General features: G+C 60.1%; 15 protein-coding genes. All 15 read left to right on the top strand.

The window, feature by feature from the left end; translation table 11 throughout:
* The first annotated feature begins 30 nt into the window (after positions 1–30).
* The 15 genes from N018_RS22290 to retS all read left to right on the top strand — a co-directional run bounded on the left by N018_RS22290 (position 31) and on the right by retS (position 17,232).
* Complete coding sequence (locus N018_RS22290) at positions 31–915, top strand: type II secretion system F family protein (RefSeq protein WP_025390777.1); 885 nt, start codon at positions 31–33, stop codon at positions 913–915.
* Between the two features lies 1 nt (position 916).
* A complete protein-coding gene (locus N018_RS22295; protein ID WP_025390778.1) occupies positions 917–1,804 on the top strand; it encodes a type II secretion system F family protein in 888 nt (295 codons plus the stop codon).
* A 48-nt stretch (positions 1,805–1,852) separates the two neighbouring features.
* Positions 1,853–2,593 (top strand): hypothetical protein, encoded by a 741-nt coding sequence (locus N018_RS22300; protein WP_025390779.1) that lies wholly within the window; start codon positions 1,853–1,855, stop codon positions 2,591–2,593.
* Positions 2,590–2,862, top strand: coding sequence for a DUF3613 domain-containing protein (locus tag N018_RS22305; RefSeq protein ID WP_025390780.1), 273 nt, complete (start codon positions 2,590–2,592; stop codon positions 2,860–2,862). Before N018_RS22300 ends, N018_RS22305 begins: the two co-directional genes overlap by 4 nt.
* A 106-nt stretch (positions 2,863–2,968) precedes the next feature.
* On the top strand, positions 2,969–4,753 hold the full coding sequence (locus N018_RS22310) for a protein-disulfide reductase DsbD (protein ID WP_267872188.1): 1,785 nt from the start codon (positions 2,969–2,971) through the stop codon (positions 4,751–4,753).
* A 129-nt stretch (positions 4,754–4,882) separates the two neighbouring features.
* Positions 4,883–5,335 (top strand): type II 3-dehydroquinate dehydratase, encoded by a 453-nt coding sequence (gene aroQ / locus N018_RS22315; RefSeq protein WP_024644140.1) that lies wholly within the window; start codon positions 4,883–4,885, stop codon positions 5,333–5,335.
* Positions 5,336–5,412: 77 nt separating this feature from the next.
* The gene (gene accB / locus N018_RS22320; protein ID WP_024644139.1) at positions 5,413–5,868 is read left to right on the top strand and encodes an acetyl-CoA carboxylase biotin carboxyl carrier protein; all 456 of its coding nucleotides are present in this window, start codon (positions 5,413–5,415) and stop codon (positions 5,866–5,868) included.
* A gap of 17 nt (positions 5,869–5,885) precedes the next feature.
* A complete protein-coding gene (accC, locus tag N018_RS22325) occupies positions 5,886–7,229 on the top strand; it encodes an acetyl-CoA carboxylase biotin carboxylase subunit (protein ID WP_024644138.1) in 1,344 nt (447 codons plus the stop codon).
* A gap of 136 nt (positions 7,230–7,365) precedes the next feature.
* Positions 7,366–8,244, top strand: coding sequence for a 50S ribosomal protein L11 methyltransferase (gene prmA / locus N018_RS22330; protein ID WP_024644137.1), 879 nt, complete (start codon positions 7,366–7,368; stop codon positions 8,242–8,244).
* Between the two features lie 24 nt (positions 8,245–8,268).
* Positions 8,269–9,588: a DUF3426 domain-containing protein gene (locus N018_RS22335; protein WP_025390782.1), complete on the top strand. Its 1,320-nt coding sequence runs from the start codon at positions 8,269–8,271 to the stop codon at positions 9,586–9,588.
* 317 nt (positions 9,589–9,905) lie between these two features.
* The gene (dusB, locus tag N018_RS22340) at positions 9,906–10,919 is read left to right on the top strand and encodes a tRNA dihydrouridine synthase DusB (RefSeq protein WP_024644135.1); all 1,014 of its coding nucleotides are present in this window, start codon (positions 9,906–9,908) and stop codon (positions 10,917–10,919) included.
* Positions 10,916–11,236 carry a DNA-binding transcriptional regulator Fis gene (fis, locus tag N018_RS22345; RefSeq protein WP_005888657.1) on the top strand — a complete coding sequence of 107 codons (321 nt, stop codon included), beginning with the start codon at positions 10,916–10,918 and terminating at the stop codon, positions 11,234–11,236. The genes dusB and fis overlap by 4 nt, the downstream gene beginning before the upstream one ends.
* Before the next feature lie 83 nt (positions 11,237–11,319).
* Positions 11,320–12,924 (top strand): bifunctional phosphoribosylaminoimidazolecarboxamide formyltransferase/IMP cyclohydrolase, encoded by a 1,605-nt coding sequence (gene purH / locus N018_RS22350; RefSeq protein ID WP_024644134.1) that lies wholly within the window; start codon positions 11,320–11,322, stop codon positions 12,922–12,924.
* A 132-nt stretch (positions 12,925–13,056) separates the two neighbouring features.
* Positions 13,057–14,352, top strand: a complete 1,296-nt coding sequence (gene purD, locus N018_RS22355; RefSeq protein ID WP_024644133.1) for a phosphoribosylamine--glycine ligase — start codon at positions 13,057–13,059, stop codon at positions 14,350–14,352.
* A 90-nt stretch (positions 14,353–14,442) separates the two neighbouring features.
* Entirely contained in the window at positions 14,443–17,232 is a 2,790-nt protein-coding gene (retS, locus tag N018_RS22360; protein WP_024644132.1) for a hybrid sensor histidine kinase/response regulator RetS, read from the top strand.
* Positions 17,233–17,305 lie beyond the last annotated feature (73 nt).

The following is a 17,305-nucleotide window of genomic DNA, read 5'->3' on the forward strand; positions in this document are numbered from 1 at the left end:
CGGGCTATCGAGTCAGACCAAGGAGGCGGCATGACGGCATCTCTGATACTCGGCCTGGTTTCCGCGCTGCTGCTGATGGCGTCCGTGCGCATGTTCTATCTGGCGCTCAATCAAGAAGCCAGCGAACGGGTCAGGCAGCGTCTGACCGCCGGCCAGGTCGAGCCTGTTGTCGAGAAAACCGGCTGGGTCTGGCTTGACCGGGCTTTTATACGCGCCGGGCTAGGCCTGCCGACCGAGCGCGTGGGCCTGGTGTTGACGCTATATGCGCTGCTGATTCTGATCGGCTACGGGCTGGGCGACGGCATCGGCGCGGGCGCTGCGCTGCTCGGTGTGCCGCTGATGTTGCGTTTGTTCGTTTCGTGGCGGGCTCGCGTGCGCGTGCGGCGCATGATCGAGCAACTGCCGCAATTGCTCGACCACAGCGTGCGCAGTCTCAAATCAGGCAGAACCCTGGCCGATGCTGTGCTTTATGGTATCGCCGCCGCAGACCAGCCACTCAAGGACGGCATGAGTCGCATCGAACGCAACGTGCAACTGGGGGTGAGCCTGCCGGATGCCGCCAGGGATTTCGCCGAACTGTACGAAAGCGACGAATTTCACCTGTTTGCCCTGGGCCTGCGGGTCAACCATCGGTATGGCGGCAATGCCAGCGAACTGATGGAGAACCTGATCAGGCTGATTCGCGACCGCGAGCAGGCCGGTCGCCAGTTGCGCGCCATGACCGGCGAAACGCGCATGACGGCGCTGGTGCTAGGGCTGCTGCCGGTCGGCATGGCCGGTTATTTCATGGCCGTGAACCCCAATTACCTGCTGCACATGTGGAACGACGGCAGTGGACGAATCCTGCTGAGCATGGCATTTGCCCTGCAACTGCTGGGCTGCCTGATGTTGTGGCGCATGTTGAGGAGCATTTGACATGGATCTGCTGTTCAGCGCCCTGATGCTCGCCGCGGCGGCGTTTCTTCTGCTGTCCGGCATAGCCCGCAGGCGTCGCGACGAGCGTCTGGTGGCGCAGCGCCTGCGGGGTATCGTCCTGCGCGAGAGCCGTTTCGGCAGCCTGCTGCGCCTGCTGGGTGACACGCGCCTCGGACAGCGCAGCATCAGTCTCGATTCGGAAACCCAGATATTACTCAACCGCATCGGCTGGCGCCGCGCCAGTAAACGTTCGCTGTTTGCTGCCTGCCAGATTGGCGTGCCTGTGGGGTTGATGTGTGTCGTCGCGCTGGCCCAGTTGCTGTTTTTCAAAAATATCGAGCAGCCGTTGATAGCGCCGGTCTTTGCGCTGGGGATCGGCTATCTGCTGCCCAAAAGAATTCTCGCCGCAGCCGCCAAACGCCGACAGAAACAGGTAGTGGTAGAGATTTCCACGTTTATCCCCCTGCTGCGCATCCTGTTCGAATCCGGCATGGCGGTCGAACAGGCCTTGCGCGTGCTGAGCAACGAGGGCAAGGACCTGCTGCCGGTGCTGTCCGAAGAAATCCGTATGGTTCTGACGCGGGTCGATTCCGGGCTGGAGCTGGGTGAAGAACTGCGCAAGACCGCTGCGCTGCTGGCGGTCGATGAGATGAGCGATACCTGCGTGATCCTCAATCAATTGATCCATCAGGGCGGCGGAGCACTGAAATCGCTGCTGACACTCAAGCAACTGATTGACGATCGACGCCTGACCCGGTTGCAGGAATACATCTCCAAGCTGTCGGCCAAAATGTCGATGGTGATGATGGTGTTCCTGTTCCCGGCCTTGCTGATCGTTCTGGCCGGGCCAGGATTCATCGCCATCAGTCGCGCTCTGGGCGGTTTATAAGCCGGGTCGCCAGCGCTGGTTCGCCACTACAAGGAAGGAAAAGGTTTGATGAAAGCAGCCATTGCGGTTATCGGCATTCTGATGCTGAGCGGATGTGCCAGCGACGGGCGGGCATTGTGGACGCAGACGTCATCGCTGCAGGCCAGTGAGTGCCCCAAGCTGACTTCGGATCAGGAGTTTGCCCTCAATCTGGCTCAGAACATGGCCGACGAAGGGCGCCTGCATGCCAGTCTGGCCAATCTCGAAGGTTTGCCGGACAGTCTTGGCGAAGTCCGCCTGCGCAAGGCCCGGGTCTTGCGCCTGCTGGGCAGCAATGAAGCCGAGCCGCTGTATCGCAGCCTGCTGGGCACGTGTCGCGCCGCGCAGGGTGAGCATGGCCTGGGCCAACTGGCCGCGGCGCGAGGTGACAATGTACTGGCTGAGCAACACTTGCTCAGAGCCAGCAAACTGCAACCCACCGATGAAAAAATCCGCAACGATCTGGGTGTTGTGTACCTCAACCAGTTGCAACTGGAGCGGGCACGCTTTCAATTCCTGACGGCCATGGAGCTCAAACAGTCCGACTCGCTGGCAGCCGTGAATCTGGCCACGCTGCTGATTTATCAGAACAACTGGACACAGGCCGCCGAGCTGGCCACCAGGGCAGGGCTGACGCCTGAGCAGATCACCGATGCCCAGGCACGTGCCGAGCAACTCAGGAAACCTTCTACCACGCGGCCGACACCCGCCAGACCTGTCGCGAGCGTGACGGGGCAAACTACTCTTCAGGCACACGAGGGACGACCATGAAGCGCATCATGCTGGCAGGTATTGCCCTGCTGTTGATTGCCGACAACGCCTGGGCTGACAACAGTGACTCGTCGGCCTCCGCCCCCAGACAGACCGAAACCTGGCTGCAGCTACAGGCCAGTGGCAGAGCGGCTTCGCCGACGCCGCAAGTCAACACCGCGGCGGAACGTGATCTGAGCCTGCAACGCTGGCTTGAAACCTATAAGTACAAGATCCCGGAGTTTTACGATCAGGAAGCGGGGGGCAGCTTTTCATCGGGGAAGAAGTAAATCCAGCGCGCTTGTGGATTTGCTGACACCCACTTTTACAACCTGTTCTCGGCAGGCAGGGAAGCACTCCGTTATCATGCGCGGACTTTCGAGACTCGAGATTGCCATGCGCCGTTTGCTTTGCCTGATGTTACTGGTCCTGGCCCTGCCCGTTTCAGCTGCGGGTCTGCTGGACAACCGCCCCGCTTCGACACTGGGTGGCACCTCGCTGGATAACAGCAAGGATTTCCTGCCCGTTCGTCAGGCGTTTCAGTTGAGCCTGATCGACACCACGCCAGAATCAATCAAGCTGCGCCTGGTAGCCACCGAAGGCTATTACCTGTATCGCCATCGCTTTCAGTTCCGCACCGAGCCCGCCGATATCGGCCTGGGTGAAGCGCAGTTGCCCAAGGGCGAGCAGAAGCATGACGAGTACTTCGGCGACGTCGAGGTCTATCACGGCATTCTCGACATAGACCTGCCACGCAAACCCGGTGAGCAACGCCCCTTCACGCTGGTTGTGACCTATCAGGGCTGCGCCGACAAGGGGCTGTGCTACCCGCCTGAAACCGAACGACTGACCATCGGCGATGTGGCAGCCAGTGCGCTTGCCGAGGCATCTGCACCTGTGCCTGCGGCCGCCTGGAGCTGGAAAGAGCTGGCGCTGTTTTTCCTCGCCGGTGTCGGCCTGACCTTTACCCCATGCGTATTGCCGATGCTGCCGATTCTGTCCGGCGTGGTGCTGCGCGGCCAGGTTGGCGGCCTGCGCGGTCTAAGCCTGTCTCTCGCCTACGTATTGCCGATGGCAGCCTGTTTTGCGCTGCTTGGCGCGCTGATGGGCATGTTCGGTGCAGGTCTGAATCTCCAGGCTCGACTGCAATCGGCCTGGGTGCTGGTACCGTTTTCAGCGTTCTTCGTGATTTTTGCCATCGCGATGTTCGGCGCGTTCGAACTGCGCCTGCCACAAGCAATCAGCTCTCGCCTGGTCCGTGTCGCCGGCAAGACTGAAGGCGGGTCGCTTTGGGGCGCTGCGGTGCTGGGCGTGGTTTCCAGCCTGCTGGTCTCGCCGTGCGTGTCGGCCCCGCTGGCGGGTGCGCTGCTGTACATCAGTGCCAGTGGTGATGCGCTGGGCGGCGGGTTGAAGCTGTTTGCCCTCGGCCTGGGAATGGGCGCGCCGTTACTGTTGATCGCGACCGGTGGTGCGACCTGGCTGCCGAAAAGTGGCCCGTGGCTGGTCACCGTGAAAAATGCGATTGGTGTGCTGCTGCTGGCCCTGGCAATAGGCCTGCTCAGCCGTGTGCTGCCGGGGCAAATCACCCTGCTGCTGGTCGGCCTGCTGTCGGCTGGCGTCGCTCTGTTTCTCGGCGCATTGGAATTCACCGAAAAAACCACCCGGCAAAAACTGGCTCAGTTACTCGGGCTGGCACTGCTGGTCTATGCATTGGCCAACTGGTACGGCGCGTTGTCCGGGCAGACCGATCCCATGCGCCCCCTGGGCAGGGAATACACTGCGGCAAACAACGGGGCTGCAGCATCGGCCTCCTCGCAGTGGCAGACGATTACCACCTCGGCCGAACTGGACCGCGTGCTGCAGGAAGCCAGCAACGCGGGCAAGCCGTTGCTGCTCGACTGGTACGCCGACTGGTGCATCAGTTGCAAAGTCATCGAACACGAAGTCCTGCCTGATCCGGGTGTCGTCGCCGGGCTGTCGGGATACAGCCTGATCCGTTTCGACATGACCGCCAGCAATGCAGAACAACGCGCCCTGCTCGACCGCTACAAGCTGTTCGGTCCGCCCGCGATGCTTTTTTTCGGCAAAAACGGCGAAGAACTGCAAAATGCGCGAGTTGTCGGCGAAATCGATGTCACAGGCATGATTGAGCGCCTGAATAGAGCAAATGACCAAAACTAAACGGTGAGTCATAAACTTTGCGCGAATATCGGTCATCGTGTCGGCTACTGTAGTTAACTGGACAGTCCATCGCCCTTCCGGCATAGTCGCCGGGCGTAAACCGCTCGCAGACAACAAAAGGAACACGCAATGGCGACTATCCTGGTCCTTCACGGGCCCAACCTGAACCTGCTGGGTACTCGGGAACCCGGGGTCTACGGCACCGTCACCCTGCCTCAGATCAACCAGGACCTGGAGCAGCGCGCGCGCGATGCCGGTCACCATCTGATGTATCTGCAAAGCAACGCCGAATATGAACTGATCGACCGAATCCATGCCGCTCGTGATGAGGGTGTGGATTTTATTTTGATCAATCCCGCTGCTTTTACGCATACAAGCGTTGCAATACGTGACGCGCTGATGGGAGTGAGCATCCCATTCATCGAAGTGCACTTATCAAACGTGCACAAACGCGAACCTTTCCGCCATCACTCCTACTTTTCAGACGTCGCTGTAGGAGTGATCTGTGGCCTGGGCGCCAGCGGATACCGACTGGCCCTGGAAGCCGCTCTGGAACAACTGGCCGCCAGCGCCAAGCCGTGACGAGTACAGCCCTGGAGCTGACCATACGGTTTGAAGCAGCCGCCAAAAAGCCCTTACAGAACCTTGGGAGTTGATTAATGGATATTCGCAAAGTCAAGAAACTGATCGAATTGCTGGAAGAGTCCGGCATCGACGAGCTGGAAATTCGTGAAGGCGAAGAGTCCGTACGGATCAGCCGTCACAGCAAGACCCCGGCGCAACCTTACTATGCTCCTGCTCCAATGGCCGCCCCGGTCGCAGCACCTGCACCTGCCGCCGCTCCGGCTGCGCCAGAAGTGCCATCGGCTCCGAAGCTGAACGGTTTTGTGGTCAAGTCGCCAATGGTCGGTACGTTCTATCGCACCCCGGCGCCTACTTCGCCAGCATTCGTCGAAGTCGGCCAGACCGTCAAGAAAGGCGACACCATCTGCATCGTCGAAGCGATGAAAATGATGAACCACATCACGGCAGAAGCCAGCGGTGTGATCGAATCCATCCTGGTAGAAAACGGTCAGCCGGTTGAGTTTGACCAGCCGCTGTTCACTATCGTTTGAACCGGGGAGAGCCTGCGATGTTGGAAAAAGTTCTGATCGCCAACCGCGGCGAAATTGCCTTGCGCATCTTGCGTGCCTGTAAAGAACTGGGCATCAAGACCGTCGCTGTACACTCCACGGCAGATCGCGAGCTGATGCACCTGGGCCTGGCAGACGAAACCGTCTGCATCGGTCCGGCACCGGCCAATCTGTCCTACCTGAACATCCCCGCGATCATCTCCGCGGCTGAAGTGACCGGCGCCACGGCGATTCACCCAGGCTACGGTTTCCTGGCGGAAAACGCCGATTTCGCCGAACAGGTCGAAAAATCCGGCTTTGCCTTCATCGGCCCGAAAGCAGACACCATTCGCCTGATGGGCGACAAGGTGTCGGCCAAGGACGCCATGAAGCTGGCCAACGTGCCAACCGTTCCGGGTTCCGACGGCCCGCTGCCGGAAGACGAAGAAACCGCTCTGCGTATCGGTCGCGAAGTCGGTTATCCGGTGATCATCAAGGCCGCCGGTGGCGGTGGTGGTCGTGGCATGCGTGTGGTTCATCGCGAAGAAGACCTGATCGAAGCCGCTTCCCAGACCCGTGCCGAAGCGGCAGCCTGGTTCAGCAACCCGATGGTCTATCTGGAAAAATACCTGACCAACCCACGCCACGTGGAAATTCAGGTCCTTTCCGATGGCCAGGGCCAGGCAATTCACCTGGGCGACCGCGATTGCTCGCTGCAACGTCGCCACCAGAAGGTTCTGGAAGAAGCACCGGCACCGTTCATCGACGAACAGGCTCGTACCGATGTACTGGCCGCCTGCGTCAAGGCGTGCGTCGATATCGGCTATCGCGGCGCGGGTACTTTCGAGTTCCTGTACGAGAACGGTCGTTTCTACTTCATCGAAATGAACACCCGTGTTCAGGTGGAGCATCCGGTTTCGGAAATGGTGACTGGCATCGACATCGTCAAGGAGATGCTCAGCATCGCCGCCGGCAACAAACTGTCGTACACCCAGGATGACGTCGTCATCAAGGGTCATGCGCTGGAATGCCGGATCAACGCTGAAGACCCGAAAACCTTCGTTCCGAGCCCGGGCCTGGTCAAGCATTTCCATGCGCCAGGCGGCAACGGCGTGCGAGTCGACTCGCACCTGTACAGCGGTTACAAGGTGCCGTCGAACTACGACTCGTTGATCGGCAAGGTGATCACCTGGGGCGCGACTCGTGAAGAAGCCATGGCACGCATGCGCAATGCCCTGGACGAAATCGTGGTCGACGGGATCAAGACCAATATCCCGCTGCACCGTGATCTGACCCGCGATGAAGGCTTCTGCGAAGGCGGCGTCAACATCCACTACCTGGAACACAAACTGGCCAATCAATAAGCCAACGTGCTTCAGAACGACAAAGCCGCAGTGATGCGGCTTTGTTGTTTGCAGCGCATAGCAGTAAACTTGCCCGCTTCCTGCGGCCTCAACGGCCGTGCAAGCCGCACCTATTTCGAATCGAAGGTAATCCGCCATGCCTTGGCTGCAAGTCCGTCTCGCCATCAGCCCAGAACAAGCCGAAACCTACGAGGACGCCCTGCTTGAAGTCGGCGCCGTGTCCGTGACGTTCATGGATGCCGAAGACCAGCCGATTTTCGAACCCGAGCTCAATACCACGCCGCTGTGGACGCACACCCACTTGCTGGCGCTGTTCGAAGCGGACACCAATGCCGAAATGGTCCTTGCTCATCTGAGCCTGCTGACCGGCGCAGAACTGCCCGAACACAGCGCCGAAGTCATCGAGGATCAGGACTGGGAACGCAGCTGGATGGACAACTTCCAGCCAATGCGTTTTGGCCAGCGCCTGTGGATCGTCCCTAGCTGGCATGTAGCGCCGGAGCCCGACGCGGTCAACCTGCTGCTCGATCCGGGCCTGGCATTCGGCACCGGCACGCACCCGACCACCGCCCTGTGCCTTGAGTGGCTTGATGGTCAGGACCTCAAAGGCTGCAACGTCCTGGATTTCGGTTGCGGCTCGGGCATTCTGGCCATCGCCGCGCTGCTGCTGGGAGCCGAACAGGCGGTGGGCACCGACATCGACGTACAGGCGCTGGAAGCCTCGCGCGACAACGCCGGGCGCAACCATATCGCTGCCGAACGTTTCCCACTGTACCTGCCGCAGGACCTGCCCGCTCAGCAAGCCGACGTACTGGTGGCCAATATTCTGGCCGGACCGCTGGTTTCGCTGGCCCCGCAATTGACCACGCTGGTCAAGACCGGCGGTCGCCTGGCGCTGTCCGGGATCCTGGCCGAACAGGGCGAAGAAGTCGCTGCGGCCTATGCTGAAAGCTTTGTGCTTGACCCGATCGCAAACCGTGATGGCTGGGTACGCATCACGGGCCGCCGCCGTTAATCGCCGCATGAACCGGATTGCCGCATGACCGACAGTTTTGTCACCCAGTGCCCGCACTGCCAGACCAGTTTCCGAGTCAGCCACGCGCAATTGAGCGTAGCGCGAGGCGTGGTGCGTTGCGGAGCCTGCCTGCAGGTTTTCAACGCCGCCCGGCAATTGCTGGAACAGCGCGCCATCGACGACTCCGAGCGGACGGCGGCTGCGCCGTTACCCGCCGTCATCGAGCCACCGCTGCCCGAGCAGTCCGCTACGCCGGAGCCGAAACTCGCGCCAGAACCCGCGCCGCTCAAGGCCGTAGAGGATGATGACGACATATGGCAGGTCAGCGAGATGGATCTCGACAACCTGAACCTGGACGAAGAGCTGGCGCGCCTTGAACAGCGCGAGACCCGCCGGCCCGACACCTTCGGACACACAGCCAGCACTGCCGATAACGACACGCTGAGCCTTACGGCCAAGCGCGACACTCGCCAGACCGACGAAGCCGCCTGGGTCGACACGGTACACAACGACGATGTCGAGCATTTGCCGGAACTGCACGCCGAGGTCGTTTCGCCTGCCGATTCGATTGAAGAGCCGGAGCCTGCTTCAGACAACAACCGCACCGAGCCTTCACTGTCCCTGGATAAAGACCTCGACGATGACGAGCCCAACCTGCCCGTCATCACTCAGCGCAAAGCCCTGCCTGTCGAGAAAGTCGAACGCTGGTCAGCCGTGGACGACGATGACCAGGACGACGATCATGAGCCAGAGCCTGATCCACGCAGCAAACGCGCACGCAATGAACCGGCAGTCCGCGATCAGGCGCTGCTGGACCTGACCGACGACCCACTGCAACTGGACTGGCAGCCGCCCAGGCCGCGCCGGGGAAGGCGCTTTGCCTGGATCGTGCTGGTGGTGCTGGCGCTGGCTGGTCTGGCGGGGCAATACATCTGGTATCACTTCGATCAACTGGCGCGCCAAGACCAATACCGCCCCTGGTTTCAGGAAATCTGCCCGCAGATTGGCTGCAAGGTGCCGACCAAAGTCGACATTTCCCAGCTCAAAAGCAGCAACCTGGTGGTGCGCAGCCATCCCGAGTTTCAGGGGGCGCTGGTGGTCGACGCGATCATCTATAACCGCGCACCGTTTTCGCAGCCATTCCCGCTGCTGGAGCTGCGCTTTTCCGACACCAGCGGTCAGTTGATTGCCAGTCGTCGGTTCAAACCGAGCGAATACCTGAGCGGCGAACTGGCCGGCAAGGAAGAGATGCCGCCGCAGACGCCGATCCATATTGCGCTGGACATCCTTGATCCGGGCGCCAAAGCCGTCAATTACAGCCTGAACTTCCGCTCTCCGGAATGACAGGGCAGCACCCCTGCAAGCCGCCGCATTGATCCTGATCGTGGCGGTTTGCGCTATACAACACTGCACGATTACCGAAGTTTCTCTATCAATCGGCCCCTGATTGCACTCTTCAAGGACTGAAGACAACTGTTCAGATTTTATCCAATTCAGCCTTTATCCAGTCATCGAGAGCGGGTATCATGCCAACCCTTTTTCAAACTCTCGGTTCGATCTGACGGTGGCGCAAGCGGCTGGCTGGACGGGCCGTTGCAGACCGGGTGAAACGGTTTTTTACACGGCCTGCGGATGATTTGGCCTCCACAACAGGTAAGGCTATGTCGGCAGTACGCATCGGCCCATATACAGTGCACAACGGCTTGGTTCTCGCCCCGATGGCGGGCGTCACCGACCAGCCTTTCCGTCAGTTGTGCCGCCAGCTCGGTGCGGGCCTGGTGGTGTCGGAAATGGTCACCAGTGACATGAGCCTGTGGAACAGCCGCAAATCGCGGCTGCGCATGATCCACGAAGGTGATCCCGAGCCACGCTCGGTACAGATCGCTGGTGGTGACCCGCAAATGCTGGCCGATGCAGCACGTGCCAATGTCGAACTGGGCGCCCAGATCATCGACATCAACATGGGTTGCCCGGCCAAGAAGGTATGTAACAAGGCGGCCGGTTCGGCGCTGCTGAAAGACGAGCAACTGGTCAATGACATCCTGCAGGCCGTGGTGGCGGCAGTCGATGTGCCCGTCACGTTGAAGATCCGCACCGGCTGGGATCGCGACAACCGTAACGGTCTGACTGTGGCCAGGATCGCCGAGCAGGCCGGAATTCAGGCATTGGCGGTACACGGGCGCACCCGGGCCGATCTTTATACCGGTGAAGCTGAATACGACACTATCGCCATGATCAAGCAGGCGGTGTCGATTCCGGTCTTTGCCAATGGCGACATTGATTCACCCGAAAAGGCCCGACGTGTACTCCAGGCCACCGGCGCAGACGGATTACTGATTGGCAGGGCCGCCCAGGGGCGTCCCTGGATTTTTCGCGAGATAGAACACTACCTGCGCACCGGAGAAACACTCCCGGCCCTGCAGTTGAGTGAAGTGGAACGCATTCTGCTTGAGCATCTGGCAGCGCTCCACGTTTTCTATGGCGACGTGATGGGCGTGCGCATTGCACGCAAGCATGTCGGCTGGTATCTCGCAACCCTGCCGGGCGCCAGAGAGTTTCGCGCCCTCTTCAATCGTTTGGAAGATACGGAAGCACAGTGCGCCAACGTTCGGGAGTTCTTCAGCCAAGGCTGCAAGGGCCCGGATAACCAGAATGATAACGAGGTGGCCGCATGACGTTGATGACCGAGACTTTAGTGAGTGGAACAACACCCGTGAGCGACAATGTCAATTTGAAACAGCACCTCAACACGCCGAGCGAAGAGGGTCAGACCCTGCGCGGAAGCGTCGAGAAGGCGTTGCACAATTATTTCGCCCACCTCGAAGGCGCATCCGTCACTGACGTCTACAACCTGGTGTTGTCGGAAGTCGAGGCCCCGCTTCTGGAAAGCGTGATGAACTACGTCAAGGGCAACCAGACCAAGGCCTCCGAGCTGCTGGGGCTGAACCGCGGCACGCTGCGCAAGAAACTCAAACAGTACGATCTGCTTTAAAGCATTCAAAACAGAAAAAACGACCCTCCCTGCACTCGGTCGTTTTTTTTGGCTGACTTCTTTTGCTTTTGATGGAAATCCAGATGACCGACCAGACTACCCGCCTGCCGATCCGCCGCGCTCTGATCAGCGTATCCGACAAGACAGGAATCCTCGAATTTGCCCGTGAGCTTGAAGCGCTGGGCGTCGAGATTCTTTCCACTGGCGGTACTTTCAAGCTGCTGAAGGACAACGGCGTTGCGGCAGTCGAAGTGGCCGATTACACCGGCTTCGCTGAAATGATGGACGGCCGCGTCAAGACCCTGCACCCGAAGATCCACGGCGGCATTCTGGGTCGTCGCGGTATCGACGACGCCATCATGAACGAGCACGGCATCAAGCCGATCGATCTGGTAGCGGTCAATCTGTACCCGTTTGAAGCCACAGTGTCCAAACCGGGTTGCGACCTGCCGACCGCCATCGAGAACATCGACATTGGCGGCCCGACCATGGTCCGTTCCGCGGCCAAGAACCACAAGGATGTCGCAATTGTGGTCAACGCCGGTGATTACAGCCAGGTCCTGGAAAACCTCAAGGCGGGAGGCCTGACCTACGCACAGCGTTTCGAGCTGATGCTCAAGGCGTTCGAACACACCGCTGCCTACGACGGCATGATCGCCAACTACCTGGGCGGTGTCGACCAGACGGCCGAAACCCTCAGCACCGAAGGCCGCAGCCAGTTCCCGCGCACCTTCAATACCCAGTTCGTCAAGGCCCAGGAAATGCGCTACGGCGAGAACCCGCACCAGAGCGCGGCGTTCTACGTTGAAGCCAAACCCGCCGAAGTCGGCATCGCCACCGCGACCCAGCTGCAGGGCAAAGAGCTGTCGTTCAACAACGTGGCCGACACCGATGCTGCACTGGAATGCGTCAAGAGCTTCGTCAAACCCGCCTGCGTGATCGTCAAACACGCCAACCCGTGTGGCGTTGCAGTCTGCCCGGATGACGAAGGCGGTATTCGCCAGGCTTACGAGCTGGCCTACGCCACCGATTCGGAATCGGCTTTTGGTGGCATCATTGCCTTTAACCGCGAGCTGGATGCGGCAACCGCCAAGGCCATCGTCGAGCGTCAGTTCGTCGAAGTCATCATCGCACCGAGCGTCAGTGCCGAAGCGCGCACCATCATCGCCAGCAAAGCCAACGTGCGCCTGCTGACCAGCGGCCAGTGGAGCGAGCGCCTGCCAGCCTGGGACTACAAGCGTGTCAACGGCGGCCTGCTGGTGCAGAGCCGCGACATCGGCATGATCACCGAAGCCGACCTCAAGGTCGTCACCCGCCGTGCGCCGACCGAACACGAAATGCACGACCTGATCTTTGCCTGGAAAGTCGCCAAGTACGTGAAGTCCAACGCTATCGTCTACGCCCGCAACCGCCAGACCATCGGCGTCGGCGCAGGCCAGATGAGCCGCGTGAACTCGGCACGTATCGCTGCCATCAAGGCGGAGCATGCAGGCTTGCAGGTACAGGGCGCAGTCATGGCCTCCGATGCATTCTTCCCGTTTCGCGACGGTATCGACAACGCGGCCAAGGTCGGCATCACCGCCGTCATCCAGCCAGGCGGCTCGATGCGCGACAACGAAGTGATTGCTGCGGCAGACGAAGCCGGCATTGCGATGGTGTTCACCGGCATGCGCCATTTCAGGCATTAATCAGAAAAGCGGCCGCACTGTCGCCGGCGTCTGCTGCGCTGGATGCACCTGCGCCATTGCGACCTCGTATTGCGGTATTGATCTGTTCAGATATACCGCGTACCCAGAATCAGCGTCATCGAGGTTTTTGAAATGAATATTTTGATCATTGGCAGCGGCGGTCGTGAACACGCCCTGGCCTGGAAAGTCGCTCAGGACCCTCGTGTTCAGAAGGTGTTTGTCGCACCCGGCAATGCGGGCACGGCGATTGAAGCCAAATGCGAGAACGTGAACATCGACGTTCTGGCGCTTGAGCAACTGGCGGACTTCGCAGAAAAGAACGTTTCCCTGACCATCGTCGGTCCTGAAGTCCCGCTGGTTGCAGGCGTTGTCGATCTGTTCCGCAGCCGTGGCCTGGATTGCTTCGGCCCGACTGCCGGTGCCGCGCAGCTTGAAGGCTCCAAAGCGTTCACCAAGGACTTTCTGGCGCGCCACAAGATCCCGACTGCCGACTATCAGAACTTCACCGAGATCGAGCCTGCACTGGCGTATCTGCGTGAAAAAGGCGCTCCGATCGTCATCAAGGCCGACGGTCTGGCAGCCGGCAAGGGCGTCATCGTGGCCATGACCCTGACCGAAGCCGAAGACGCGGTACGCGACATGCTGGCCGGTAATGCCTTTGGCGATGCCGGTTCGCGCGTCGTCATCGAAGAATTTCTGGATGGCGAAGAAGCCAGCTTCATCGTCATGGTCGATGGCAAGAACGTACTGCCAATGGCCACCAGCCAGGACCACAAGCGTGTCGGTGATGGCGACAGCGGCCCGAACACTGGTGGCATGGGTGCCTACTCCCCTGCCCCGGTAGTCACCCCCGACGTTCATCAACGTGTCATGGACCTGGTGATCTGGCCAACAGTGCGTGGCATGGCCGAGGAAGGTAACGTTTATACCGGTTTCCTCTATGCCGGTCTGATGATCGACAAGGCTGGCAACCCCAAAGTGATCGAATTCAACTGCCGCTTTGGCGATCCGGAAACCCAGCCGGTCATGTTGCGCCTGCAGTCGAGCCTGGTGTTGCTGATCGAAGCGGCACTGGCGCAGGCACTGAACAAGGTCGAAGCCCGATGGGACCCGCGTCCGAGCCTCGGTATCGTGCTGGCGGCCGGTGGCTATCCTGGTGATTACGCCAAAGGCGCAATCATCGAGGGGCTAGAAGAAGCTGCGCAACTGGAAGGCAAGATATTCCACGCGGGCACCGCCTTGCAGGATGATCGTGTCGTGACCAGTGGCGGTCGTGTACTGTGTGCCACAGCACTGGGTGACAGTGTCGGCAGCGCGCAGCAAAATGCCTACGCGCTGGCATCAAAAGTCGATTGGGAAGGTTGTTTTTACCGTAATGACATTGGCTACCGCGCCATTGCCCGCGAGCGTGGCGAAGAACAGCAATAATCAACCAGGCCAGCGCCTGCCCACAGGAGCTGGCCGGCTGACCTGCACTGCGCGGTTTTACCTGGCATTCACTCACGAAGGGATTTCATAGTGCGCTGGCTCAGGATTGCCATAGCCTCAACGGTCGGATTGTTGACCTTGCTGTTCATGCTGTCAGCTCAGGCAGAACATGGCGCAGGCTGGTCAACGCTGCTCGACGAAAACGCCAGCCTGACGCTGGATGAAATCCGTTCTGCGCGCTATCAGAATCAATTCAGCCCCATTGAACTGGAACGCGTCACTGCTACCGAGCGCAGCGGTGCGGTGTGGCTGCATTACCGGTTGCACCCCACCCAGCATGAGCAACTGCTGCGCATCTTCGCGCCGGACCTGGTCAGTGCCGACATGTATGTCATGGACGGTGACCAACTGGTCGATCACCTGCGCACCGGCAATGAGGTGCCCATTGAAGATCAGCGCCTGCCTTCCAACGATTTCCTGCTGCCCATCCCGCAAAGCGCAGCCTCTCTGGATATTTACCTGAGGCTTGTGTCGGCCCAGAAAATGCGCCCCAGCATTACGCTGGAACAGGCAATCCAGAGCGCTGCAGACGAGACCGAACCGTTTCTGTTCGGCCTGCTGTTTGGCGCCCTGGCGATGCTGATCGTGCAGAACCTGACGCGCTACGGGCATACCCGCTCACGCAGCAATCTGTGGCTGGCAGCCTGTGAGTCATTGCTCGGACTCAGCGCACTGCTGCTGCTCAACCTGCTGCGCCCAATCGACCCGTGGCGAATCGCCCAAACGCCCAGTGCGCACCTGGCCTTGCTGTTGGCTGCCGTGGCGGGACTGATCTACACCTATTGTTTCTTCGTCCATCGCAATGCACGCAAGCTTGATCGACTGCTGTTGGGCAACGCCGTACTCATGGGGCTTGGCGCGCTGATAGTGCTGTTCGACAGCACGCTGCCGATCAACATCCTGACCTTTGTACTGGTGTCGCTTACCACCCTGAGCATCCTCGCGGTGTCGGTATGGCACTGGCAGAAAGGCTATCGTTCGGCACGTCTGTTCGTGCTGGGAATGATCACCTTCAATATTGGCTACATGGTGGTCCTGCCGGGCCTCTTATGGCTGAGTCTGATCCCGCCACAATGGCTGATACTCGCGTTGCTGACGGTGTTCTGCATCAGCGGCCTGCTGATGAGCCTGGCCCTGAGCGAACGCCATCGCAGCATCACTGAAGACCGCTTCAGCCTCAGCCGTGATCAGGCCGCCAGTACCGCTGAAATCAATGCCAAGGCAGAATTTCTGGCCAAGATCAGCCATGAGATACGCACGCCCATGAACGGCGTGCTGGGCATGACCGAGCTGTTGCTCGGCACGCCGCTTTCGGTCAAGCAACGCGACTACGTACAGACGATTCACAGTGCCGGCAACGAGCTTCTGACGCTGATCAACGAGATTCTCGACATCACCAAGCTTGAATCAGGGCAGATCGAACTCGACGATGTGCAGTTCGATATCAGCGCGCTGGTTGAGGATTGCCTGAATATTTTCCGCGCCAAGGCCGAGCAGCAGCAGGTCGAGCTGATCAGCCTTATCCAGCCGCAGGTGCCCCGCGTTATCAACGGCGATCCGACCCGCTTGCGTCAAACGCTGCTGAGCCTGTTGGAAAACGCCCTGAAGAAAACCGACGAAGGCGAAATCCTGCTGGCTGTGGCGCTGGAAACGTCGAAGACCGGCCCGTCTCGCCTGCGCATTGCGGTTCAGGACAGCGGCGAGTCGCTGTCCGACGAAGAGCGCGACGAACTGCTGCATGCCGAACTGCACAGCAGGAACTTCCTCGCCAGCAGCAGGCTCGGCGGTCATCTGGGGCTGGTGATTGCCCGACAGTTGATCGTGTTGATGGACGGCGAATTCGGTATTCAGAACAGCGGCACGCCAGGCAACACGCTGTGGCTGACCCTGCCACTGGACGCCAAACTGCTGGAGCAGCCGACCATCGATCTGGACAGCCCATTGAAAGATGCCCGCGTGCTGGTGGTCGACGACAACGATACCTGCCGCAAGGTACTGGTCCAGCAATGCAGCGCCTGGGGCCTGCATGTCAGTGCCGTGGCGTCCGGCAAGGAGGCACTCGCCCTGCTGCGCACCAAGGCGCACCTGCGCGACTATTTCGACGTGGTCCTGCTGGACCAGAACATGCCCGGCATGACCGGCATGCAACTGGCCGCCAAGATCAAGGAAGACCCAAGCCTGAACCATGACATCCTGCTGATCATGCTCACCGGCATCAGCAATGCGCCCAGCAAGATCATTGCCCGCAACTCCGGCATCAAGCGCATTCTGGCCAAACCGGTGGCGGGCTATACGCTCAAGACCACCCTGGCCGATGAACTGACTCAACTGAACAAAGGCGTCACGCCACCCAAGTCCAGCCCGGTGTTCAACACCCCGGTCAGCGTGCCGAGCGACTTCCGCATCCTGGTGGCCGAAGACAACAGCATCTCGACCAAGGTAATTCGCGGCATGCTCGGCAAGCTCAATCTGAATCCCGACACCGCGAGCAATGGTGAAGAAGCGCTACGCGCCATGAAAGCGCAGCGCTACGACCTGGTGCTGATGGATTGCGAAATGCCGATCCTTGACGGCTTCTCGGCCACCGAGCAACTGCGCGCCTGGGAGGTCGGCAATCAGCGGGTGCGCACACCGGTTGTGGCACTGACCGCGCACATCCTCACTGAACACAAGGATCGCGCACGTCAGGCCGGGATGGACGGCCATATGGCCAAGCCTATCGAGTTGTCGCAACTGCGCGAGCTGGTCGAGCATTGGGTGGCGCATCGCGACAAGGCACGCGGGCTGACCTCGGCCGGCGAGCTGTATCAACAGAACTGACAACATCGGGAACGCCTGCCTGACAAGGTTCTGAACGAAAAGTCGGCGAGCGCAGCCACTTTCCGTACAGAGC

Origin of the sequence: Pseudomonas syringae CC1557, from assembly GCF_000452705.1 — a bacterium.
GTDB classification, from domain to species: domain Bacteria; phylum Pseudomonadota; class Gammaproteobacteria; order Pseudomonadales; family Pseudomonadaceae; genus Aquipseudomonas; species Aquipseudomonas syringae_F.